A 23,756-nucleotide genomic window follows, 5' to 3' on the forward strand; every position below is an offset into this window, starting at 1 on the left:
AAAAACATCATGACTCATTTTTTACATACACTCCCCCGGCAGGTTATAGGTTCAGCGGCGCTGCTTCTGCTTGGCAGCAGTTATGCCATGGCGGCGGACAATCTGGACGTAAGCTTTAGCGCCAATATCCGCGAAACCACCTGCGATATCAAAATTGACGGAGGTACCGGCGACGGCACCAGCAACACCATTACGCTGGGCACCGACGGGAAGGCCCGCGTTGACGATATTGCCAACGGTTCGGTGACCTTCCCCTTCAGGCTGCTGATCACCGAGTGTCCCTCCAGCCTGACCTCGCTGAAAACCGTAGTCAGCGGCACGGCCTCCGAGGTCAAAACCGCTCTGGCTAACAGCATTCTGGAGCCTGCGGGTGGCGCAGAGAACGTCGCCCTCGCCATTTCCCGCGCCGATAACCCGCAGGCGCCTTTTGAAATTAACGCCACCGATGACAGTAAACGGCTGGTCTGGACCCAGGATGAGATCGGCAACAAGGAAGTAGACCTGCTGGCCACCCTCATCGAAACCAAAAGCGGCGACGCCATGACCGGGGCGTTCTCGACCCTGGCGACCTTTAATTTTACCTATGAGTAACCCTGCAGAGTAAGGATACAAGGATGAGACACACCACTGCACTGATCGCATTAACCCTGGCTGGCGGGTTATTTTCTGCGTTCGCCAACGCCGCCATCACCGGCACCAGTTCGCTAAGCGCCACCTTTCTTTCGACCGTGGTGCCCGGCACCTGTACGGCGAACGTGGTGGATGGCGCCGGGAACACCACCTCGGAAATTCACTTTAACGACGTTTTCAAATCAGATCTGAGCAACAAGAGCCGCTCGGAAGCGTTTAAGGTCGTGTTGAGCCAGTGCTCAGGGGTGCGCGCGGCCGAGGTTACGGCCATGCCGGGCGCAGGCGGCGACTGCTCGACAGCCACCAGCGATAACTTTGGCGCGACCCATGCCACGGCATTCGAGCTGTGGAAAGGCAACGTGGATAGCGGCACCCGCCTGAGCTGTCAGAGTCAGCCCTTACAGAAAGTGCCCATTGTTGATGGCGGCGCCAATGTGGCGTTGAACGCCCGCATCGTGATTGCCGATGACAAAACCATCGCCGACGTGACGCCGGGTGACGTGACATCGCTGATCACCTTCCAGGTTGAATATCAGTAGTCCAGTGCGCAGGATGCCGTCATCCTGCGCGTTTTCCCCTCCCCGCCAGCCCTGAGAGACGCCAGCGTGAGACGAGTGCTTATTTTGATTGCCGGGTTAGTCGCCCTGCTGTTGATCCGCCCGGCGATGGCCGATATGAGTTGCTACATCAATTCCGACGCCGCAGGCGCTTATGCGGTGGGCAACTCCCCGCTGCTGGTGCTGAATCCCGGCCGGGTGACCACCCCGACCAGTCTGGGCGCCACTTACACCTTTGTCATTCCCCTCAGAGGCAGCAACCCGGTGGGCTGCAAAATGCAGGAGCCCTGGGATAACTCGGTGCATTTTATTACCGATGCCGGATCCAGTCTCGACACCGGCTTTGCCACGCCTGAGGGTAACGCCCTGATCAAGACGACGATCCCGGGGATCGATTTCACCCTTGAGCTGACCTGCTACACCTCCGACGGCTGCGGTAACAGCGGCGATCACCCGGACCTGTCGCTGTTTCTGAAAAGCGGTAACGGATCAGACAACGTGTTTCCGTCGATCGGTGACGGCTATCCCTGGGAAAGCGCGAATTCACAGTGGCGACTGAAAATGACGATGTGGATCACGCCGGATTTCCGGCCGCAAAAAGGCGTCCCCAGCGGGTTTTCGCTGAACGGTACCCTGGCACGTTTCCAGATTGGCCCAGCCAGCCAGCCGCAGATCACCTTTACATCCTCTGCCAGCACCCTGAGTTTTTCCGTCCCCGCCAGTAGCTGTGCGTTAGGCGTGGCGCAGGGCAGCAGCGTGACAAATAACGACGTGGCGCTCGGGGACTATTTTTTAAGCGACGTGAAGCAGGCGTTGACGCGGGAAATTCCGTTCTCGCTCTCGCTGGAGAGCTGCTACACGCCTAAGCTCTCGGTGAAAATGACCACCGCCTGGCCTTCGACAGACAATGAACTGCTGGGAAAAAGCAGCGGCAGTGCCAGCGGGATGGGGGTGAAAGTGACCAATACCGATCAAAACCTCAGCATGATGCCGGACGGCTCCAACAGCGCGGTCTACGATCGCAACAGCGACTGGTCAGCCCAGCAGAGCCTCAACTTTTCGGCACAGCTGAAAACAGACGGACAGCCGCTCAAGGCGGGCGATTTTAACGCCGCCGCCACCTTTACCCTCGATTACGAGTAGCCTACCCCCGCGGCTGGTTGCTGATCAGCCGCGACATTGTCTCCAGCGAATCGGTGCGCAGGATGTAGAGTCGCTTGAGCAGAAACGGATTATCTCCCGGCTTCACTTTGCCCTGCACCGTCGTCACTGCCAGGTGAAAACCGGCATCGTTCGCCGCTTTCACCGCAATGTCGTTATAGCCGCCAAAGGGGTAAGAGAGATAGAGCACGTGCGGGTTAAACTGCGCCAGCGCGCGGCGAGAGTGTTTAAAGTCCATCAATACGTTCGCATAGCTGCGGCTCAGCAGGATCGGATGGCGATTCGCATCCACCCGGTGCAAAAAGTGGGTGTGCGACTGCACATCAAACACGTCCTGGATCTCACGCAGCTCGGAAATGCTCATAAACTGCAGCGTCTTCGGATCCCATTTCAGCGGATGGGCTTTGATCCGCGAGGAGATAATAAACGCCGTGGCGTGAAAGCCGTACTGCTTCAGGATCGGCCAGGCGTAGCGGCTGACCGACTTCAGGCCATCGTCAAAGGTGATCGCCACCGCCCGGGCCGGGAGATTCATTTTGTTACGCACGTAACCTTCCAGCTGGTACAGGGTTAGCGTGGTGTAGCCCTGATCGCGCAGCCAGGCCATCTGGTTATTGAAGGCGCGCACGCTGGTGGTGGTAGACGTGTGACGATAGCGGGTGTTCTCTTCGTCGCGCAGGATATGGTGATAGGTCAGCACCGGCAGGCCGTTATCCTCCTGCGCATCCAGGCTGCTGACCCAGGCCAGGCGGTTGGCGATGCGGATCTGATACCAGGTCTGATTAAGCCGATCCTTCAGCTTGCTGAGGATCGGATACCGCAGATTGTCCGCCAGGGTGCCGAACGGGGCGCTGCCGGCATTGGGTGCGTTGTAGACCGGCGTATCCTTCCAGGTGATCAGGTTCTGGTTGCTGAGCGGCTTATTCAGATCGCCGAGGCTGTCCTCCACGCGCTGCTTTCCCTGCACCTCGCCCAGATGCTCTTTGTCGATAAAGCCGGTGCCAAAGCCAAAGCGGAACTCATAGTAATCCGCTGCGGTGGGCACCACCGCAACAATCTGCCCGGCGCGCACGTTGCCGACGGTCACGACATTGTTGCCCACCTGCGCCCAGATGGCGGCATCTTCGGTGGTTTGCATATAGCGGGGCGGGAGCCCTTGCTGGCTGAGCAGACTGGCAGACGCGCCGCCGGAGACCAGCAGCAGAAGCAGGAAAAAAATACGCGAGAGCATAGGGATTTATTCAGTACGAAAAACGGACGTCATTGTAACAAAAGCGCCAGCAATACCAATGCTTAATATTTCTCCAGGCCATGGAGCAGGACAAAGGGCGGATTTTTCTGCTGCTGATGCCACAGGCTGCTGACTTCCGGTGCGCCGCGAGCAACGATGGTGTCGCGAAAGCCGATGCTGTCGGTCATTTCCCGCAGGGGGTACATCGTCTCCAGCAGCGGATAGCTTATCCCGGAGATCACTTCGCAGTTGTCGTGCTTGTGGCTGAGCAGCGCTGCCGCGCGATAGGGGGCCGCGCCGGAGATATCGGTCAGGAAGATTACCCCGTCACCGCTGTCGACCTGATGCTGGGCATCGCACAGCATGCGGCTGAGCATATTGACGCTTAATCCGCGCCAGAAATTGACCACCTGGCACTGCACCAGCGGCCCAAACCGGACGGCGAGTTTCTCCGCCATCTCCTGCGCATGTTCATCATGGCACGTGATTACCCAACCCAGCATCGTCACCTCTCATCAAAAAGAGGTAGTCTAGCGGGGGCGGAGAAGTCGAGGGGTGATGATGGTCAATAAACCGGCCCGGCAACAGAACGCCGCCGGGCCTGAGGATCAGCTGCGCAGCCCGCGGCCGCGCTGGATCAGGTTCCAGCACAGCAGGTAAAAGGCCACGATAAAGATCACCAGCACGCCAACGGTGGTCACCAGCGGCACGTCGGAAATGCCAAGGAAACCAAAGCGGAAGCCGCTGATCATATAGACGATCGGGTTCAGGTGTGACAGCCCCTGCCAGAACGGCGGCAGCAGCGTCAGGGAGTAGAACACCCCGCCGAGATAGGTCAGCGGCGTCAGGACAAAGGTCGGGATCAGGCTGATATCGTCAAAGGTTTTGGCGAACACCGCATTCAGCAGACCGGCCAGCGAGAACAGCACCGCCGTCAGCAGCAGCGTCAGGCCGACAAACAGCCAGGAGTGCACCTGGAACGGCACAAAGAACAGGGAAATGGCCGTCACCAGCACGCCGACGCACAGGCCGCGCGCCACCCCGCCGCCAACGTAGCCGGCAATAATGACGTGGGTAGGCACCGGGGCCACCAGCAGCTCTTCAATGTTGCGCTGGAACTTGGCGCTAAAGAACGACGACGCCACGTTGGCGTAGGCGTTGGTGATCACCGCCATCATGATCAGGCCAGGCACGATAAACTGCATATAGGTGAAGCCGTGCATCTCACCGATCCGCGAGCCAATCAGGTTGCCGAAGATAATGAAGTAGAGGGTCATGGTGATCACCGGCGGCACCAGGGTCTGGATCCAGATGCGCATGAAGCGGTTGATCTCTTTGGCCCAGATACTCTTCAGCGCCACCCAGTAAAGCTGCATCATGCGCGATCTCCTTGTTTCTCATGGACCAGCGAGACGAACAGCTCTTCCAGTCGGTTTGCTTTGTTACGCATACTTAATACCTGAATCCCCTGCTGGCTCAGCTGGCTGAAGACGCTGTTGATCCCCTGCTCGCGCAGGACTTCCACTTCCAGGGTGGAGGTATCCACCAGGCGATACTGATAGCCTTCCAGCTTCGGCAGCGCGCTTTTCGCCGCCAGATCGAGAATGAAGGTTTCGGATTTCAGCTTGGAGAGCAGGTTCTTCATCGAGGTATTTTCTACCAGCGTACCGTGCTGAATGATGCCGATATTGCGGCACAGCATCTCCGCCTCTTCGAGATAGTGGGTGGTCAGAATGATGGTGGTGCCTTTGTCGTTCAAATCCTTCAAAAAGCCCCACATCGAGCGGCGAAGTTCGATATCTACCCCGGCGGTCGGTTCATCGAGAATCAGCAGTTTTGGCTCGTGCATTAACGCCCGGGCAATCATCAGACGACGCTTCATACCGCCGGACAACATCCGCGCGCGTTCGTTGCGTTTTTCCCACAAATCGAGCTGTTTGAGGTACTTTTCGCTGCGCTCTACCGCCTCTTTGCGCTCCACGCCGTAATAGCCCGCCTGGTTGACCACAATCTGCTGAACGGTCTCAAACGGGTTGAAGTTGAACTCCTGCGGGACCAGCCCCAGCTGGCGCTTGGCGTTCACCACGTCTTTTTCGAGGTCGTAGCCGAAGACCTTTACGTGGCCGGAGGATTTATTCACCAGCGAGCTGATAATACCGATGGTGGTGGACTTACCTGCCCCGTTGGGCCCCAGAAGCGCATAAAAATCACCGGCTTCGACTTTAAGATCTATGCCGCGCAGGGCCTGGACACCACCCGGATAGGTTTTTTTAAGCTGCTCAAGCTCCAGTGCAATGGTCATGAAATAGAGTTACCTATAGTGCTGACACGCGAAGTGTTGTTTTAAAAAAAATCGAGTTGCCCTATATTAGCGCAACGCATTAACCCGGTTACAGGCCGTTTATCTCCATGAATGACATAGATACACTCATCAGCAATAACGCACTATGGTCAAAGATGCTGCTGGAAGAAGATTCCGGATTTTTTGAGAAACTGTCACAGGCGCAGAAACCACGCTTTCTGTGGATTGGATGTTCCGACAGCCGCGTTCCCGCTGAACGTCTGACTGGCCTCGAACCGGGCGAACTCTTTGTTCACCGTAACGTCGCAAACCTGGTGATCCACACCGACCTGAACTGCCTGTCCGTGGTGCAGTACGCGGTTGACGTGCTGGAAGTGGAACACATCATTATTTGCGGCCACTACGGCTGCGGCGGCGTCCAGGCGGCGGTTGAAAACCCTGAGCTGGGCCTTATCGACAACTGGCTGCTGCACATCCGTGATATCTGGTTCAAACATAGCTCACTGCTGGGGCAAATGCCGCAGGAGCGTCGCCTGGATACCCTGTGTGAACTGAACGTGATGGAGCAAGTATACAACCTGGGCCACTCCACCATTATGCAGTCGGCCTGGAAACGCGGGCAAAAAGTGACGATTCACGGCTGGGCGTACGGTATTCACGATGGCCTGCTGCGCGATCTGGAAGTCACCGCCACCAACCGGGAAACCCTGGAGCAGCGCTACCGTCGGGGCGTCTCTAACCTCACCCAGAAGCACGATAATCACAAATAAGCCTGTAAAAAAGCCGGGTGGCGGCGTCGCCTTACCCGGCCTACGGTGTTCTCCCTCTCCCGTGGGAGAGGGCCGGGGTGAGGGCATCAGGCCGCACCCAACCTACCTTATTCGTCCAGCAGCACCACTTTGCCAACATACGGCAGGTGACGATAGCGCTGAGCGTAGTCAATGCCGTAGCCCACCACGAATTCGTCCGGAATCGAGAAGCCAACATACTCTACGGGAACCTGCACTTCACGGCGCTCAGGTTTATCCAGCAGGGTACAGATCGCCAGCGATTTAGGGCCACGCAGGCTGAGAATTTCGCGCACCTTCGACAGGGTATTCCCGGAGTCGATGATGTCTTCAACAATCAGAACATCTTTGCCGCGAATGTCTTCATCCAGGTCTTTGAGAATTTTAACATCACGAGTGGTCGACATACCGCTGCCATAGCTGGAGGCGGTCATAAAATCGACTTCATGGGAGACCTGCACTTCGCGGCAGAGATCGGCCATAAACATGAAGGAACCGCGTAACAGACCCACCAGCACCATCTCGCTGCCGCTGTCTTTATAATGTTCGGTGATCTGACGACCGAGTTCGGCGATACGCGCTTTGATCTCCGCTTCCGGGATCATCACTTCAACAGTATGTTTCATTTTACTAACCGTATGTTTTTATAACGAATTTCTCAATGCCGACGTGTTCGCGTCCGGCATCGCTACATAAGCCCTGAAGTATACCAGCAAATGGATCTTCCTGGCGCGTCCGTTCATAAAAGCCAGATTTGTGATTCCGATCACACTTGTTAAGTCCTATACTTAATTGCTATCAAAAAATTAACAAACTTAAAGAGTACTTTTTATGGCGGAAACAAAAGTTCAACATTCACGGTTACTCGTGAAGCTAACAGCGCTGTTCGCAGCCTTATGCGGGCTCTACCTGTTAATAGGTGGCGTCTGGCTGGTGGCAATTGGCGGCTCCTGGTACTACCCGATTGCTGGCGTAGTGATGCTGGGCGTCGCCGTGATGTTATGGCGCAGTAAACAATCGGCACTGTGGCTTTATGCTGCCCTGCTGCTTGCCACGATGATCTGGGGCGTCTGGGAGGTCGGTTTCGACTTCTGGGCTCTGACCCCACGCAGCGATATCCTGGTCTTCTTCGGTATCTGGCTGATCCTGCCCTTCGTCTGGCGTCGTCTGTTCGTGCGCTCCGGCGGTGCGGTTACCGCGCTGGTCGTGGCGCTGCTGATCAGCGGCGGGATCCTGACCTGGGCTGGCTTTAACGATCCGCAGGAGGTGAAAGGCACGCTGAATGCCGACGCCACACCTGCCGCCCCGATCTCCGAAGTGGCAGATGCCGACTGGCCTGCTTACGGACGTAATCAGGAAGGCCAACGCTACTCCCCGCTGAAGCAGATTAATGCCGATAACGTGCATAAGCTGAAAGAGGCCTGGGTGTTCCGTACCGGCGACCTGAAAAGAGAGAATGACTCCGGCGAAGTGACCAATGAAGTCACGCCGATCAAAGTGGGCAACATGCTCTACCTGTGTACTGCACACCAGCGTCTGTTCGCGCTGGATGCGGCAACCGGTAAAGAGAAGTGGCACTTCGATCCCCAGCTCAACTCTACCCCCTCTTTCCAGCACGTGACCTGTCGTGGCGTCTCTTACCACGAAGCGCGTGCCGATAATGCCAGCCCTGAGGTGGTTGCCGATTGTCCTCGCCGCATCATGCTGCCGGTGAACGATGGTCGTCTGTTCGCGCTTAACGCCGAGACCGGCAAGCCGTGCGAAACCTTTGCCAACAAAGGCGTGCTGAATCTGCAGACCAACATGCCGGATCAAACGCCGGGTCTGTATGAGCCAACCTCACCACCGATCATCACCGATAAAACCATCGTGATCGCCGGTTCGGTAACGGATAACTTCTCTACCCGCGAAACCTCCGGCGTCATCCGTGGTTTTGACGTCAACACCGGTAAACTGCTGTGGGCCTTTGACCCGGGTGCGAAAGATCCAAACGCTATCCCGTCGGATGAGCACACCTTCACCTTCAACTCGCCGAACTCGTGGGCACCTGCGGCCTATGACGCGAAGCTGGACCTGGTCTACCTGCCGATGGGCGTGACCACGCCGGATATCTGGGGTGGCAACCGCACGCCGGAGCAGGAGCGTTACGCCAGCTCCATCGTGGCGCTGAACGCGACCACCGGAAAACTGGCGTGGAGCTACCAGACCGTTCACCACGATCTGTGGGATATGGATATGCCGTCCCAGCCGACGCTGGCTGATATCACCGTTAACGGCCAGTCCGTACCGGTGATCTACGCCCCGGCGAAAACCGGTAATATCTTCGTGCTGGATCGTCGTAATGGCCAGCTGGTCGTGCCGGCACCGGAAAAACCGGTTCCGCAGGGCGCGGCGAAAGGCGACTACGTCACCAAAACCCAGCCGTTCTCCGATCTGAGCTTCCGTCCGAAGAAAGATCTCAGCGGGGCAGACATGTGGGGCGCCACTATGTTTGACCAGCTGGTATGCCGCGTGATGTTCCACCAGATGCGCTATGAAGGCATCTTCACGCCACCGTCCGAGCAGGGCACGCTGGTATTCCCGGGTAACCTGGGGATGTTCGAATGGGGCGGTATCTCCGTGGATCCAAACCGTCAGGTGGCGATTGCTAACCCGATGGCGCTGCCGTTTGTTTCAAAACTGATCCCTCGCGGCCCGGGCAACCCGATGGAACAGCCTAAAGACGCGCAGGGTACGGGTACTGAGTCCGGTATTCAGCCGCAGTACGGCGTGCCGTTTGGCGTGACGCTGAACCCGTTCCTCTCTCCATTTGGCCTGCCGTGTAAACAGCCTGCCTGGGGTTATATCTCCGCGCTGGATCTGAAAACCAATCAGGTTGTCTGGAAAAAACGTATTGGTACGCCACAGGACAGCATGCCGTTCCCGATGCCGATTCCGGTGCCGTTCAATATGGGTATGCCGATGCTGGGTGGCCCAATCTCCACCGCCGGTAACGTGCTGTTTATTGGCGCGACTGCCGACAACTACCTGCGCGCATACAACATGAGCAATGGTGAAAAACTGTGGCAGGGTCGTCTGCCAGCCGGTGGGCAAGCCACGCCAATGACCTATGAGGCCAATGGTAAGCAGTTTGTGGTGATCTCCGCGGGTGGTCACGGTTCGTTTGGCACCAAGATGGGCGACTATATTGTTGCCTACGCGTTGCCTGACGAGAAGTAAGTAACAAAAAAGCCGGGTGGCGGCTTCGCCTTACCCGGCCTACAGTTCGAGCTCACGTAGGCCCGGTAAGCGTAGCGCCACCGGGCTTTTTTTATACTGTGAACCCCAACATCATCCCCGTATCTTCATGCTCCAGCAGATGGCAGTGCGCCATGTAGGCATACTCTTTCGGCGCGTCATGATCGAACTTCACTAACACCTCGCTCACCCCGCCCTCAACGCGTACCGTATCCTTCCAGCCCGCGCGATGCACCGCTGGCGCTTTGCCGTTTTCCGACAAGATGCGGAACTGGGTGCCGTGAATATGGAACGGATGCAGCATCATGTCCCCTTCCCCGGAGATCAACCAGCGCTCATGCTGCCCTTTGGTGGCCGCGAACTGCGGCGTGTCCATATCGAAGGCCTGGCCGTTAATCCGGTTGCCGTTACGGAAATCGAACCCGTGCATGCTGTGATCCATCCCGCCCATCTTGCCGTGATCCATCTGGCCATGATCCATGCCCGCCATGGCCTGGTGGCCGTACTTCTTCATTAACGCCTGCATGCCCATCATATCGAGCATCGGATCCATCGACAGCTGCAGCTTCCGCTGGGTCAGCCCCTCCAGTGACGGCAGAGCCGGTACGTTGACCAGCGTGTCCGGCAGCTCGCCGGAAGCAGTCACCAGGAGCGGCTGAATGCGCAGTACCGGCTGCGGCTTATCGAACGGCGCAACGGCCATCCCCATCTGGCTCACCGGCAGCGTCAGCAGGTCAAACGCCTTGCCGTCGCTGATATCCACCAGCACCTCAAAACGTTCGCCCATCAGCATCGGCAGTTCGGTCACTTTCACCGGCTCCGCCAGCAGCCCCCCGTCGCTGGCAACCACGTACAGCGGACGTTTGTCGCTGGCGGCAAAGTTAAGCGACCGGGCGTTACAGCCGTTGAGCAGACGCAGGCGCAGCCAGCCTTTCGGGGCATTATGCTGCGGGTAAACCGCACCGTTGGTCAGCAGCGTGTCGCCAAACCAGCCCACCGCGGCGCTCATCACATCCAGCTGATAATCGATCTGCCCGTCGGGGGTGAACTTTTTGTCCTGTACGATCACCGGCACATCGTCGATGCCCCACTGCTTTGGCAGGCGCAGCAGGCGGCTTTCGTCATCCTCAATTAACACCAGCCCGGCGAGCCCCATCGCCACCTGGTGCCCGGTTTTCCCGTGCTGATGGGGGTGGAACCAGCAGGTAGCCGCCCGCTGCTCCGGGGTAAAGGTCACCGTCCGCTGGCCGCCGGGTTTAATGATGCCGTGCGGGCCTCCGTCTACTTCGCCCGGCACCTCCAGACCGTGCCAGTGGACGGTAGTCTCTTCATTGAGCGTATTGTGGATGTTAACGGTCAGGGCTTTTCCCTTGCGCAGCTGCAGGGCCGGGCCCAGCAGAGTGCCGTTGTAGCCCCAGGTGGTGGCGGTGTGCGGCCCAAAGGTCGTCTTGCCCGCCTGCACCACCAGGTTCACCTGATTACGCGCATCGGGAGTAAGTAAATCGGGGATCGGCAGAACGGGACGCTCGGCCGCAAAAGCGGCGCGACTCCACAGCGGTAACGCACTGGCAATACCCAGCGCGGCAGAATATTTTAAAAAATCACGGCGTTGCATGTTCATCTCCTTATTCGCAGCAGGCGATGTCATGAGCATAAACCCTCCCCTTGCCGGAAGGTCAAGAAAAGCGGCGATAATAAAGATCGTCGCACCGGCGGGAATTATGCTAACGTTGAATTTCCGTGACGTATTGGTAGAAGCAATGAAGACGTTTTTCCGAACAATCCTGTTCAGCACCCTGATGATAAGTTGCGCAAACAGCTATGCGCTGAGTGAAAATGAAGCCGAAGATATGGCGGATTTAACAGCGGTGTTTGTATTCCTGAAAAACGACTGTGGCTACCAGAATTTACCTAACGGTCAGATTCGTCGCGCGCTGGTCTTCTTTGCGCAACAGAACCAGTGGGATCTGAGCAACTACGACAGTTTCGATATGAAAACCCTCGGTGAAGACAGCTACCGCGATCTCAGCGGCATCGGCATTCCTACAGCAAAAAAATGTAAAGCCCTGGCTCGCGACTCGCTGAGCCTGCTCGCCTACGTTAAGTAACTCCCCCTCCCGATGCCCTTTTGCTGAATGGATGACCGTGCAACCACGGTCATTGTTAGCTATGATGTTTCGCCCGTTTTAACCGGGTGTTAACAAAGGAGGTATCATCCCATGGCCGAAAAGAAAATGTGGCATGAAACGCTGCATGACCAGTTTGGACAGTACTTTGCCATTGATAACGTGCTCTATCATGAGAAAACCGATCATCAGGATCTGATCATTTTCGAAAACGCGGCCTTTGGCCGGGTGATGGCGCTGGATGGCGTGGTGCAAACCACCGAGCGTGATGAATTCATCTATCATGAGATGATGACCCACGTCCCGCTGCTGGCCCACGGCAATGCGAAACATGTGCTGATCATCGGCGGCGGCGACGGCGCGATGCTGCGTGAAGTGTCCCGCCACAAAACCATTGAAAGCATCACCATGGTAGAGATCGACGCCGGCGTCGTCTCCTTCTGCCGCCAGTATCTGCCCAATCACAATGCCGGAAGCTACGACGATCCGCGCTTCACACTGGTGATCGACGACGGCGTCAATTTTGTTAACCAGACGACGCAGACCTTTGATGTGATCATCTCCGATTGCACCGATCCGATTGGGCCGGGCGAGAGTCTGTTTACCTCGGCGTTCTATGAGGGCTGCAAACGCTGCCTGAACCCTGGCGGGGTCTTTGTCGCCCAGAACGGCGTCTGCTTCCTGCAGCAGGATGAGGCCCTCGACAGCCACCGTAAGCTGAGCCATTACTTTACCGATGTGAGCTTCTACCAGGCGGCGATCCCGACCTACTACGGCGGCGTGATGACCTTTGCGTGGGCGACGGATAATGAAGCCCTGCGCCATCTCTCTACCGGCATCATTCAGGCGCGCTTCCAGCACGCCAATCTGACCTGCCGTTATTACAATCCGGCCGTCCATACCGCAGCCTTTGCCTTGCCGCAATATTTGCAGGATGCTCTTAGGGGGTGAATGAATTGAAAAAGCTTAAACTGCATGGCTTTAACAACCTGACCAAAAGCCTGAGTTTTTGTATTTACGATATCTGCTATGTGAAAACGGCGGAAGAGCGCGATGGTTATATCGCCTATATCGATGAACTCTATAACGCCAACCGACTGACCGAGATCCTGTCAGAAACCTGCTCTATTATCGGCGCCAACATCCTGAATATCGCCCGTCAGGATTATGAACCCCAGGGTGCCAGCGTCACCATTCTGGTCAGCGAAGAGCCGGTTGACCCCACGCTTATCGACCACACCGAGCGCCCCGGCCCGCTGCCGGAAGCGGTGGTAGCCCATCTCGATAAGAGTCATATCTGCGTGCACACCTACCCGGAGAGCCACCCGGAAGGCGGGCTATGTACTTTCCGCGCCGATATTGAAGTATCGACCTGCGGTGTGATTTCGCCCCTTAACGCGCTGAATTACTTAATTCATCAACTTGAGTCAGACATCGTGACCATTGATTACCGCGTGCGCGGCTTTACCCGTGATATCAACGGCATGAAGCACTTTATCGATCATGAAATTAACTCGATTCAGAACTTCATGTCTGACGATATGAAATCGCTGTATGACATGGTGGATGTGAACGTCTATCAGGAAAATATCTTCCATACCAAGATGCTGCTGAAGGAATTCGACCTTAAGCACTACATGTTCCATACCCGGCCAGAAGATTTAAGCGAAGATGAGCGCAAGGTCATTACTGACCTGCTGTGGAAAGAGATGCGCGAAATTTATTACGGCCGCAACATTCCGGCCGTATAGGATGCGTATGGAGCAGGGACGCTCCGGATATTACTTCTGTTTCATGAAATCGCGGTAGGCCGCCACCACCTGAAGGAAATCTTCCACGCCGCACAGCGACAGGCTCTCTTCATCGTAGTAGTTCATCCCCTCTTCCATCTCGTCACCGGAAAACTCCAGCTGGTTGGCGCGAACCATGACCTCTTCGCCATCCATCCACAATGTGTATTCATGCCCGGTGCGTTGCCAGGATCGTTCACTGCCTTTAACCGTGCGCGCAGCCTGTTCCACTTCATCGAGCAGGCTCAGGTTCTCTTTCACTTCCTCATTGAACCAGTGACCGACCACTTCATGGCCCATCGACATACGCACTTTCACCACGCCGGTGATATCACGCAGAAATTCGTAATCCATAGTATTTTCCTCTGCAAAGCCCTTGCAGTAATTATCGCAGCCCGGAGGAAGAAAAAAAGCGGAACGCGTGGAAGGAATGAAAATAAAAAAGGTGAGAGCAAGACCCTGCGGTCTGATGCCCTCACCCTGGTCCTCTCCCACAGGGAGAGGGAACAAACACTAAAAACCGTCTCCGAAGAGACGGTTTTGCTGTTTACACTGCCGTCTGGAAGATAACCCCGTCAGCCTTCTCGGTGTACTGAGAGAGCTGGTCGAAGTTCAGATAGCGATAGGTATCCACCGCCGTCTTATCCACCTGCGCCACGAAGGTCTGGTACTCTTCCGGCGTTGGCAGTTTGCCAATCAGCGCCGCAACTGCCGCCAGCTCCGCAGAAGCCAGGAAGACGTTTGCACCGGTCCCTAAGCGGTTCGGGAAGTTACGGGTAGACGTAGACACTACCGTCGCACCGTCGGCAACACGTGCCTGGTTACCCATACACAGGGAACAGCCAGGAATTTCGATACGCGCCCCGCTCTTACCAAACACGCTGTAGTAGCCCTCTTCGGTCAGCTGCGCCGCATCCATACGGGTTGGCGGCGCCACCCACAGACGGGTTGGCAACTGGCCTTTATGGGTATCCAGCAGTTTACCGGCAGCACGGAAGTGACCGATGTTGGTCATGCAGGAACCGATGAACACTTCGTCGATTTTTTCACCCTGCACTGCAGACAGCGGACGCGCGTCGTCCGGATCGTTCGGTGCACACAGGATTGGCTCTTTGATGTCAGCCAGCTCGATGTCGATCACCGCCGCATATTCTGCGTCAGCATCGGCTTCGAGCAGCTGTGGATCCGCCAGCCATTTCTCCATGCCCTGAATACGACGCTCCAGGGTACGACGGTCGCCGTAGCCTTCTGCAATCATCCACTTCAGCAGCACGATGTTGGAGGTCAGGTACTCTTCGATCGGCGCCTGGTTCAGCTTGATGGTACAGCCCGCAGCGGAACGCTCAGCGGAGGCATCGGTCAGCTCGAACGCCTGCTCCACTTTCAGATCCGGCAGACCTTCGATCTCGAGGATGCGGCCAGAGAAGATGTTCTTCTTGCCTTTCTTCTCAACGGTCAGCAGACCCTGTTTGATAGCGTACAGCGGGATCGCATGCACCAGGTCACGCAGGGTGATGCCCGGCTGCATTTTGCCTTTGAAACGCACCAGAACGGATTCCGGCATGTCCAACGGCATCACGCCGGTCGCAGCGGCAAAGGCCACCAGGCCGGAGCCCGCCGGGAAGGAGATCCCAATCGGGAAACGGGTGTGGGAGTCACCACCGGTACCGACGGTATCCGGCAGCAGCATACGGTTCAGCCACGAGTGGATAACGCCATCGCCCGGACGCAGAGAGACACCGCCGCGGTTCATGATGAAGTCTGGCAGCGTGTGGTGCGTAGTGACGTCAACCGGCTTCGGATAGGCCGCGGTGTGGCAGAAGGACTGCATCACCAGGTCTGACGAGAAGCCCAGACACGCCAGGTCTTTCAGTTCATCACGGGTCATTGGACCGGTGGTGTCCTGAGAGCCCACGGAGGTCATCTTAGGCTCGCAGTAGGCACCCGGACGGATACCGGCTACGCCGCATGCGCGGCCAACCATTTTCTGCGCCAGGGAGTAACCACGGTCGCTTTCCGCCACGTCTTTCGCCTGACGGAATACGTCGCTGTGCGGCAGACCCAGCGCTTCACGCGCTTTGGTGGTCAGGCCACGGCCGATGATCAGCGGGATACGGCCACCGGCACGCACTTCGTCGATCAGCACGTCGGTTTTCAGCTCGAAGCTCGCCAGCAGTTCGTTGGTTTCGTGGTTACGCACTTCGCCTTTGAACGGGTAAACGTCAATCACGTCGCCCATGTTCAGGTTATTCACGTCCACTTCGATTGGCAGGGCGCCAGCATCTTCCATGGTGTTGAAGAAGATAGGGGCAATTTTGCCGCCGAGGCACAGGCCGCCACCGCGCTTGTTCGGCACGTGAGGGATATCATCGCCCATAAACCACAGCACGGAGTTAGTTGCGGATTTACGGGAAGAACCGGTTCCCACAACGTCACCCACGTAAGCCAGCGGGAAACCTTTCTGCTGCAGCGCTTCGATCTGCTTGATCGGGCCGACAGCACCCGGCTGATCCGGATCAATGCCTTCACGGGCGTTTTTCAGCATCGCCAGGGCGTGCAGTGGGATATCCGGGCGTGACCAGGCATCCGGCGCCGGAGAGAGGTCATCAGTGTTAGTTTCGCCAGTCACTTTGAAGACGGTGACGGTCATTTTTTCCGCCAGCGCAGGGCGACTCAGGAACCATTCGGCATCAGCCCAGGACTGCATGACCTGCTTCGCGTAGCTGTTGCCCGCTTTCGCTTTCTCTTCGACGTCGTAGAAGTTATCGAACATCAGCAGCGTATGGGACAAGGCTTTGGCGGCAATCGGTGCCAGCGTGTTGCTGTCCAGCGCATCAATCAGCGGATGAATGTTATAACCACCCTGCATGGTGCCGAGCAGTTCAATCGCTTTTTCAGGGGTAACCAGTGGGGAGGTTGCGTCGCCTTTGGCAATCGCAGCAAGGAAACCGGCCTTAACGTAGGCGGCTTCATCGACGCCTGGCGGTACACGGTTGATCAACAGATCTAACAGGAATTCTTCTTCGCCTTTAGGCGGATTCTTCAGCAGCTCGACGAGCCCAGCCATCTGGGTAGCATCTAAGGGTTTCGGTACAATCCCCTCGGCGGCACGTTCTGCTACGTGCTTACGGTATTCTTCTAGCACGACGGTTCTCCTCGCTCTCATTGTCATATGCGGCCGGCGTTCTCTTCACGCTCCTGTGAGACAGCAGTTTGTAGGGTAAATGCCCGATACCGCGTCGGGCAGCATAGCAGGATTTTCAGACAGTGTTAATCCGTTTACAAAAAAGCAACATTAAATTGTTTGCTGAATCGTTAAGCATGGTGTAGCGGCGAGGCGGGAAGAATTTCGGACACAAAAAAACCGCCCTGAAGCGGTTATTTTGTTGCCTTGCGGTGGTAGCACACCGGGTTGGCAGATTTGCGGCAAAGTCCCAACGAAACTGATTTTGCTCCCAAGTCTGTTCACTTGCAACCTAGAAGTTTCCTTTTGCGTAGCTTTATCCAGTTTCGTATGAAACCGCATGTAATTAGCTCTTCCCGCTTCTGAGCTCAGCATGAATACGCTATTGTTTTTATCGGCCTGCTTCGCTGGTGTAGCAACCAGTCACCGGGCCTGGGAGCAGTTCCGTAACCTACGTGGCAAAGTCCCAATTTGCCTGGTTCTGCCTTTCCCGGTGAAGAATGAACCCGCGTAGCCTGCAAAGGAACGCTCGCAATGGAGATGCGATTCTGTACGCTGATCGTTGTGATCGGTTTATTGCTGACGGCACTGCACGGTGGCTGGAGTATATCCGACATTACAGTGCTGTTTGTCATTAACCTCGGCAACTAGCTGCTGGCCGCTCGCAAGAGCGGCCATTTGAATACCCCAACGGCTTACGCACCATCGGATATAATTTGTGTAATAACTGCTCATACTCTTTTCCCGGACATTTAGTCCGGTTCCCAGTTTAAGTCAAAAAAGTAATACCCGGGTGCATATACTCGCGGCAACGTAAACGCCTTACGGCCTCGCTCTCGTCGGAGTCTTATTATGAAGTTGCCCCTTAAGCCTCATCTGCTTGCTCTCATATGTAGCGCCGGGCTGTTAGCCGCCTCTGGCGTTGTCTACGTGAATAGCCGCGCCACGGACACTATCACTCAGCCACCTCCACCCGTTCAGCCCGCGCCGACAGCGCAAACCGCCCCGGCGGTTGCACCTCAGGTGCCGGTGGCCTACACCGCAGCGCAAATCGATCAGTGGGTGGCACCTGTCGCCCTCTACCCTGACGCGCTGCTGTCGCAAGTATTGATGGCCGCCACCTATCCGGCGAACGTGATACAGGCGGCCCAGTGGTCGCGGGATAACCCTCGTATGCAGGGGGATGCGGCGGTTCAGGCCGTGGCGGGGCAACCCTGGGATCCGAGCGTGAAGTCGCTGGTCGCCTTCCCGCAGCTGATGTCGCTGATGGGGGAAAACCCGCCCTGGGTGCAAAATCTCGGCGACGCGTTTCTCGCCCAGCCAAAGGATGTGATGGACTCCGTTCAGCGCTTACGCCTGCTGGCGCAGCAGACCGGCGCGCTGCAATCGACCCCACAGCAGACGGTGACCACGGTCGCGAAAACCGCACCGGCAAAAGCCTCCTCTTCGACCTCAACCTCAACGTCGACATCAGCCCCTGCCCCAACGGTGATCAAGATTGAATCTGCCGATCCGCAGGTGGTATATGTCCCGACCTACAACCCCAGCACGGTTTACGGCACCTGGCCTAACACCAGTTACCCGCCGGTCTATCTGCCGCCGCCTCCGGGGGAGCAGTTTACCGACAGCTTGGTCAAAGGACTGGGCTTCAGCCTCGGGGTGGCCACGACCTACGCCATCTTCAGCAATATCGACTGGGATGACGATGACGACTGGGATCATGACCATCATGACCATCATGACGGGGATCACCACGGCGGCTATTCGCGTAATGGCGATAACAACATCAATATCAACGTGGACAACTTCAATAAAATCAGCGGTGAGCGGCTGACCGATGCCAACCGCGGCTGGCAGCATAATCCGGCCTATCGCGGCGGCGTGCCCTACGCCACCAGCCAGCTGAATAACCGCTATCCGCAGAACAACACTGCGGAGCGCCGGACCGCTAACACCAGCCTCACAGCGCCGCAAGGGACTGTCAACCGCGACGCCCAGCGCCAGGCGGCAAACCAGCAGCTGAATCAAATCTCCCAGCGCAATAACTACCGGGGGTACGACAACGATCGTCCGCAAGCCGCAAAACGTGAAAACAACACCCCGCGTACGGCGGCCCGTCAGGAGACCGCCCGCAAGCCGCAGCCGCAGCAGCGCACCGAGCAGACCCGGCAGCGGGCAACGCAGACGCATCAGCGGGCCAACGCCCTCAGCGGCAACGACAGCCGCTCGGCCAACTGGCAGGCGCAGCAGCAGCGCGGAATGCAGAGCCGTCAGCAGTCGACCCGTAATCTGGAACAGCGCAGCGGCGGCAGAGCACAGATGTCTGAACGCCGGGGCGGCGGTGAACACCGTGAATTACGTCATCGTTAAGGGAGACGACCATGAAAAGTAAATTACTCAGCGGAATGATGTTGTTCATGGTATCGACCGGCGTCTTTGCCCAACAACATTTCAGCACGCCTGAACAGGCGACCGATGCGCTGGCGAAAGCCATCAACGAGCAGAACGACAAGGAGCTCGGCAACCTGCTCGGCGAAGACTGGCGCACCTTTTTACCCTCCGATGGCGTTGATCCGGAAGCGGTGGATCGCTTTAAGCGCGACTGGCAGGTGAACCATAACACGGTGATCGACGGCGATATGGCCTGGCTCACCGTAGGCGAGTACCACTGGCAGCTGCCGATCCCGGTGGTGAAACGCGCCGAGGGCTGGCAGTTCGACATGCAGGAAGCCAAAGAGGAGATCCTCAATCGCGAAGTGGGCCGCAATGAACTGGCCGCCATCGAGGCGCTGCACGCCTACGTGGATGCGCAGGAGAGCTATTACGCCCTCACCACCCAGTATGCGCAGAAAATTGTCAGCAGCGCGGGCAAAAAAGATGGGCTCTACTGGCCGGTAAAACCCGGTGAAGCACCCAGCCCGCTCGGCCCGGCCTTCAGCCCCAAAGAGCCAGGTCAGGGGTATCACGGCTACCATTTCCGCATCCTGCCGGACAGCAAATCAGGCTTCGCGATGATCGCCTGGCCGGTAAGCTACGGCGAGACCGGGGTGATGAGCTTTATGATTAACGGTGAGGATCGGGTGTGGCAGGCCAATCTGGGCGAGAAGTCAGCGGAGGAAGCGAAAGCGATGCCGACCTTTAACCCGGACGATCGCTGGCAGCTTGTGGCGCAGTAGGGTTTGGCAGGATAAAAAAAAGCGGCTCAGGAGCCGCTTTTTTCATGCCGGAAGAAAATTACTTCTTCTTCGCTTTCGCGTTTGGCAGGTCGGTGATGCTGCCTTCGAACACTTCTGCCGCCAGGCCAACAGACTCGTGCAGAGTCGGGTGAGCGTGGATGGTCAGCGCGATGTCTTCAGCGTCACAGCCCATTTCGATCGCCAGACCGATCTCACCCAGCAGCTCGCCGCCGTTGGTGCCGACAATCGCACCACCGATCACACGGTGAGTTTCTTTGTCGAAGATCAGTTTGGTCATACCGTCTGCGCAGTCAGAAGCGATAGCACGGCCAGAAGCAGCCCACGGGAAGGTGGCGGTTTCGTAGCTGATGCCTTTCTCTTTCGCTTCTTTCTCGGTCAGACCCACCCAGGCAACTTCTGGCTCGGTGTACGCGATAGATGGGATCACTTTCGGGTCGAAGTAGTGTTTCATGCCGGCGATAACTTCTGCGGCAACGTGACCTTCGTGAACACCTTTGTGCGCCAGCATTGGCTGACCGACGATGTCGCCGATAGCAAAGATGTGCGGCACGTTGGTGCGCAGCTGCTTGTCAACACGGATGAAGCCACGGTCGTCAACTTCCACGCCCGCTGCGCCGGCATTGAGGTTTTTACCGTTCGGCACACGACCGATCGCCACCAGCACGGCGTCGTAACGCTGCGCTTCTGCAGGGGCTTTTTTGCCTTCCATGGAAACGTAAATACCGTCTTCTTTCGCTTCAACGGCAGTTACTTTGGTTTCCAGCATCAGGTTGAATTTCTTGCTGATGCGTTTGGTGAAGACTTTAACGATGTCTTTGTCAGCAGCCGGGATAACCTGGTCGAACATTTCAACCACGTCAATCTGTGAACCCAGCGCATGGTATACGGTGCCCATTTCCAGACCGATGATACCGCCACCCATAACCAGCAGGCGTTCAGGAACGGTTTTCAGTTCCAGCGCATCGGTGGAGTCCCACACGCGTGGATCTTCATGTGGAATGAACGGCAGTTCGATCGGACGGGAGCCCGCCGCGATGATCGCGTTGTCGAAGTTGATCACGGTTTTGCCGTTTTCGCCTTCCACTTCCAGGGTGTTAGCCCCGGTAAATTTACCCAGACCGTTTACCACTTTCACTTTACGGCCTTTGGCCATACCGGCCAGACCACCGGTCAGCTGAGTGATAACTTTCTCTTTCCAGGTACGAATCTTGTCGATATCGGTTTTCGGCTCGCCGAAGACGATACCGTGTTCAGCCAGCGCTTTGGCTTCTTCGATAACTTTGGCTACGTGCAGCAGCGCTTTAGAAGGGATACAGCCGACGTTCAGACAAACACCGCCGAGGGTGCTGTAACGTTCTACGATGACGGTTTCCAGACCTAAATCCGCGGCACGGAATGCTGCGGAATAACCTGCCGGGCCTGCCCCAAGTACTACGACCTGAGTTTTGATTTCTGTGCTCATCATGACCTCTTAATTTATACCCGTCGTCCACCGGGTCGTTCTATCCGCTCGCATTTTACAAAATTGTTAACAATTTTGAAACAACAAACGGCTCACGAATTTTTGCTTTCGCCAATAAACTCACGAACTGCATGAGGTTACCAGAAAAAAGCCGGCCGATTGGCCGGCTTTTCGATTACATCACCAGGCGGCGAATGTCGCTCAGGGTGTTGTTGATGATGGTGATGAAACGTGCACCATCAGCACCGTCGATCACGCGGTGGTCGAAGGAGAGAGAAATCGGCATCATCAGACGCGGAGTAAACTCTTTCCCGTTCCACACTGGCTCCATCGCGGACTTGGAGACACCGAGGATCGCCACTTCCGGCGCGTTAACAATCGGCGCGAAGTGGGTCGTACCCAGGCCGCCGATGCTGGAGATGGTGAAGCAACCGCCCTGCATTTCGCCAGCAGTCAGCTTACCGTCACGCGCTTTCTTGGAGATCACGGTCAGTTCGCGGGACAGCTCAGTGATGCTCTTCTTGTTCACGTCTTTGAAGACCGGAACAACCAGACCATTTGGCGTATCAACCGCAACACCGATGTTGATGTATTTCTTCAGCGTCAGCTTCTGGCCGTCTTCGGACAGGGAGCTGTTGAAGCGTGGCATCTGTTCCAGAGCCGCAGCAACCGCTTTCATGATGAAGACCACTGGGGTGAATTTCACGTCCAGTTTGCGCTTCTCAGCTTCGGCGTTCTGCTGTTTACGGAACGCTTCCAGATCGGTGATATCGGTTTTGTCGAAGTGCGTAACGTGCGGGATCATCACCCAGTTACGGCTCAGGTTAGCACCAGAGATTTTCTGGATGCGGCCCAGTTCCACTTCTTCGATTTCGCCGAACTTGCTGAAGTCCACTTTCGGCCATGGCAGCATGCCCGGGATACCGCCGCCAGCGGCTGCAGCAGGTGCAGCTTCGGCGCGTTTCACCGCGTCTTTTACGTAGGTTTGAACGTCTTCGCGCAGGATACGACCCTTACGGCCGGTCCCTTTCACTTTCGCCAGGTTTACACCGAACTCGCGCGCCAGGCGACGAATCAGCGGAGTAGCGTGGACGTAAGCGTCGTTTTCAGCGAACTCAGATTTGCCTTCCGCTTTTGCAGCAGGAGCCGCAGCAGGTTTAGACGCCTGAGCCGGTGCAGCAGCAGGTGCCGGAGCAGCCGGTGCAGCCGGAGCTGCGGCAGGCGCAGCGCCTTCCACTTCGAAGACCATGATCAGAGAGCCGGTAGACACTTTGTCGCCGGTGCTGATTTTGATCTCTTTAACGGTACCCGCGAACGGCGCAGGGACTTCCATAGAAGCCTTGTCGCCTTCAACGGTGATCAGTGACTGTTCAGCGGCAACTTTGTCGCCCACTTTAACCATCACTTCGGTCACTTCAACTTCGTCACCGCCGATGTCCGGTACGTTAACGTCTTTCGCGCCGCCGGCAGCAGCTGGTGCAGCGGCCGGAGCCGGAGCAGCGGCCTGTGCTGGCGCGGCAGCAGGTGCAGCACCCGCCACTTCGAAGATCATGATAAGCGACCCGGTAGACACTTTGTCGCCGGTGTTGATCTTGATCTCTTTAACGGTACCGGCGAACGGAGCCGGCACTTCCATAGAGGCTTTGTCGCCTTCTACGGTGATGAGGGACTGCTCAGCCGCAACGGTGTCGCCCACTTTCACCAGGATCTCAGTGACTTCAACTTCGTCACCGCCGATGTCAGGCACGTTCACTTCTTTCGCTGCCGCGGCGGCTGCTGGAGCAGCAGCGGCCGGAGCGGCTTCTTTCTTCTCTTCCTGCGCAGGTGCAGCAGCTGCTGCACCGTCGGCGGAATCGAAAATCATGATCAGTTTGCCGGTCTCGGTTTTATCGCCAACAGAGACTTTGATCTCTTTAACGATGCCAGCCTGAGGAGACGGGACTTCCATAGAGGCTTTGTCGCCTTCTACGGTGATCAGCGACTGTTCAGCTTCAACTTTGTCGCCTACTTTGACCAGGATCTCGGTGATTTCAACTTCATCAGCCCCGATGTCCGGAACATTGATTTCGATAGCCATTATTCTTTTACCTC

Annotated in this window: 20 protein-coding genes; 10 read left to right on the top strand and 10 right to left on the bottom strand. The window is 56.8% G+C overall.

Features of this window, described 5'->3' with window-relative positions; translation table 11 throughout:
- Positions 1-9 precede the first annotated feature (9 nt).
- From V7Q49_RS11580 to V7Q49_RS11590, 3 genes are all read left to right on the top strand, one after another.
- A complete protein-coding gene (locus V7Q49_RS11580) occupies positions 10-591 on the top strand; it encodes a fimbrial protein (RefSeq protein ID WP_333851355.1) in 582 nt (193 codons plus the stop codon).
- A 23-nt stretch (positions 592-614) separates the two neighbouring features.
- Positions 615-1,169, top strand: a complete 555-nt coding sequence (locus tag V7Q49_RS11585; RefSeq protein ID WP_333851357.1) for a fimbrial protein — start codon at positions 615-617, stop codon at positions 1,167-1,169.
- A 66-nt stretch (positions 1,170-1,235) separates the two neighbouring features.
- Positions 1,236-2,330 carry a fimbrial protein gene (locus V7Q49_RS11590; protein ID WP_333851359.1) on the top strand — a complete coding sequence of 365 codons (1,095 nt, stop codon included), beginning with the start codon at positions 1,236-1,238 and terminating at the stop codon, positions 2,328-2,330.
- A 1-nt stretch (position 2,331) separates the two neighbouring features.
- Here V7Q49_RS11590 and V7Q49_RS11595 read toward each other — a convergent pair whose 3' ends face one another.
- From V7Q49_RS11595 to V7Q49_RS11610, 4 genes are all read right to left on the bottom strand, one after another.
- Positions 2,332-3,585: a polysaccharide deacetylase family protein gene (locus V7Q49_RS11595; RefSeq protein WP_333852404.1), complete on the bottom strand. Its 1,254-nt coding sequence runs from the start codon at positions 3,583-3,585 to the stop codon at positions 2,332-2,334.
- A 56-nt stretch (positions 3,586-3,641) separates the two neighbouring features.
- On the bottom strand, positions 3,642-4,082 hold the full coding sequence (locus tag V7Q49_RS11600; RefSeq protein WP_333851361.1) for a PTS sugar transporter subunit IIA: 441 nt from the start codon (positions 4,080-4,082) through the stop codon (positions 3,642-3,644).
- 105 nt (positions 4,083-4,187) lie between these two features.
- Positions 4,188-4,958, bottom strand: coding sequence for an ABC transporter permease (locus tag V7Q49_RS11605; protein ID WP_106994273.1), 771 nt, complete (start codon positions 4,956-4,958; stop codon positions 4,188-4,190).
- Complete coding sequence (locus tag V7Q49_RS11610) at positions 4,955-5,881, bottom strand: ABC transporter ATP-binding protein (protein ID WP_333851365.1); 927 nt, start codon at positions 5,879-5,881, stop codon at positions 4,955-4,957. Before V7Q49_RS11610 ends, V7Q49_RS11605 begins: the two co-directional genes overlap by 4 nt.
- A gap of 107 nt (positions 5,882-5,988) precedes the next feature.
- Here V7Q49_RS11610 and can point away from each other — a divergent pair, with 107 nt between their 5' ends.
- Positions 5,989-6,651, top strand: coding sequence for a carbonate dehydratase (can, locus tag V7Q49_RS11615; RefSeq protein WP_333851367.1), 663 nt, complete (start codon positions 5,989-5,991; stop codon positions 6,649-6,651).
- A 107-nt stretch (positions 6,652-6,758) separates the two neighbouring features.
- On the opposite strand, the gene hpt is transcribed toward can, so the two are convergent.
- On the bottom strand, positions 6,759-7,295 hold the full coding sequence (gene hpt / locus V7Q49_RS11620; RefSeq protein ID WP_333851369.1) for a hypoxanthine phosphoribosyltransferase: 537 nt from the start codon (positions 7,293-7,295) through the stop codon (positions 6,759-6,761).
- A 205-nt stretch (positions 7,296-7,500) separates the two neighbouring features.
- Here hpt and V7Q49_RS11625 point away from each other — a divergent pair, with 205 nt between their 5' ends.
- Entirely contained in the window at positions 7,501-9,888 is a 2,388-nt protein-coding gene (locus V7Q49_RS11625; RefSeq protein WP_333851370.1) for a glucose/quinate/shikimate family membrane-bound PQQ-dependent dehydrogenase, read from the top strand.
- 91 nt (positions 9,889-9,979) lie between these two features.
- Here V7Q49_RS11625 and cueO read toward each other — a convergent pair whose 3' ends face one another.
- A complete protein-coding gene (gene cueO / locus V7Q49_RS11630; protein WP_333851371.1) occupies positions 9,980-11,521 on the bottom strand; it encodes a multicopper oxidase CueO in 1,542 nt (513 codons plus the stop codon).
- 145 nt (positions 11,522-11,666) lie between these two features.
- On the opposite strand from cueO, the gene V7Q49_RS11635 reads away from it, so the two are divergent.
- The 3 genes from V7Q49_RS11635 to speD all read left to right on the top strand — a co-directional run bounded on the left by V7Q49_RS11635 (position 11,667) and on the right by speD (position 13,783).
- Complete coding sequence (locus tag V7Q49_RS11635; RefSeq protein WP_103178301.1) at positions 11,667-12,014, top strand: YacC family pilotin-like protein; 348 nt, start codon at positions 11,667-11,669, stop codon at positions 12,012-12,014.
- Positions 12,015-12,125: 111 nt separating this feature from the next.
- Positions 12,126-12,983, top strand: a complete 858-nt coding sequence (gene speE, locus V7Q49_RS11640; RefSeq protein WP_333851375.1) for a polyamine aminopropyltransferase — start codon at positions 12,126-12,128, stop codon at positions 12,981-12,983.
- A gap of 5 nt (positions 12,984-12,988) precedes the next feature.
- A complete protein-coding gene (gene speD / locus V7Q49_RS11645; RefSeq protein ID WP_333851378.1) occupies positions 12,989-13,783 on the top strand; it encodes an adenosylmethionine decarboxylase in 795 nt (264 codons plus the stop codon).
- A gap of 30 nt (positions 13,784-13,813) precedes the next feature.
- Here speD and yacL read toward each other — a convergent pair whose 3' ends face one another.
- A complete protein-coding gene (yacL, locus tag V7Q49_RS11650) occupies positions 13,814-14,176 on the bottom strand; it encodes a protein YacL (RefSeq protein ID WP_106994266.1) in 363 nt (120 codons plus the stop codon).
- Positions 14,177-14,369: 193 nt separating this feature from the next.
- Entirely contained in the window at positions 14,370-16,967 is a 2,598-nt protein-coding gene (acnB, locus tag V7Q49_RS11655; RefSeq protein WP_333851380.1) for a bifunctional aconitate hydratase 2/2-methylisocitrate dehydratase, read from the bottom strand.
- Positions 16,968-17,858: 891 nt separating this feature from the next.
- On the opposite strand from acnB, the gene V7Q49_RS11660 reads away from it, so the two are divergent.
- Both V7Q49_RS11660 and V7Q49_RS11665 read left to right on the top strand, forming a co-directional pair.
- Entirely contained in the window at positions 17,859-19,376 is a 1,518-nt protein-coding gene (locus V7Q49_RS11660) for a DUF3300 domain-containing protein (protein WP_333851383.1), read from the top strand.
- A gap of 11 nt (positions 19,377-19,387) precedes the next feature.
- Complete coding sequence (locus V7Q49_RS11665) at positions 19,388-20,182, top strand: DUF2950 family protein (RefSeq protein ID WP_333851385.1); 795 nt, start codon at positions 19,388-19,390, stop codon at positions 20,180-20,182.
- Positions 20,183-20,240: 58 nt separating this feature from the next.
- On the opposite strand, the gene lpdA is transcribed toward V7Q49_RS11665, so the two are convergent.
- Positions 20,241-21,665, bottom strand: a complete 1,425-nt coding sequence (lpdA, locus tag V7Q49_RS11670) for a dihydrolipoyl dehydrogenase (protein WP_333851387.1) — start codon at positions 21,663-21,665, stop codon at positions 20,241-20,243.
- Between the two features lie 175 nt (positions 21,666-21,840).
- Positions 21,841-23,742, bottom strand: a complete 1,902-nt coding sequence (gene aceF, locus V7Q49_RS11675; RefSeq protein ID WP_333851389.1) for a pyruvate dehydrogenase complex dihydrolipoyllysine-residue acetyltransferase — start codon at positions 23,740-23,742, stop codon at positions 21,841-21,843.
- Positions 23,743-23,756 lie beyond the last annotated feature (14 nt).

The organism is Leclercia sp. (assembly GCF_036780805.1).
Lineage (GTDB): Bacteria > Pseudomonadota > Gammaproteobacteria > Enterobacterales > Enterobacteriaceae > Enterobacter.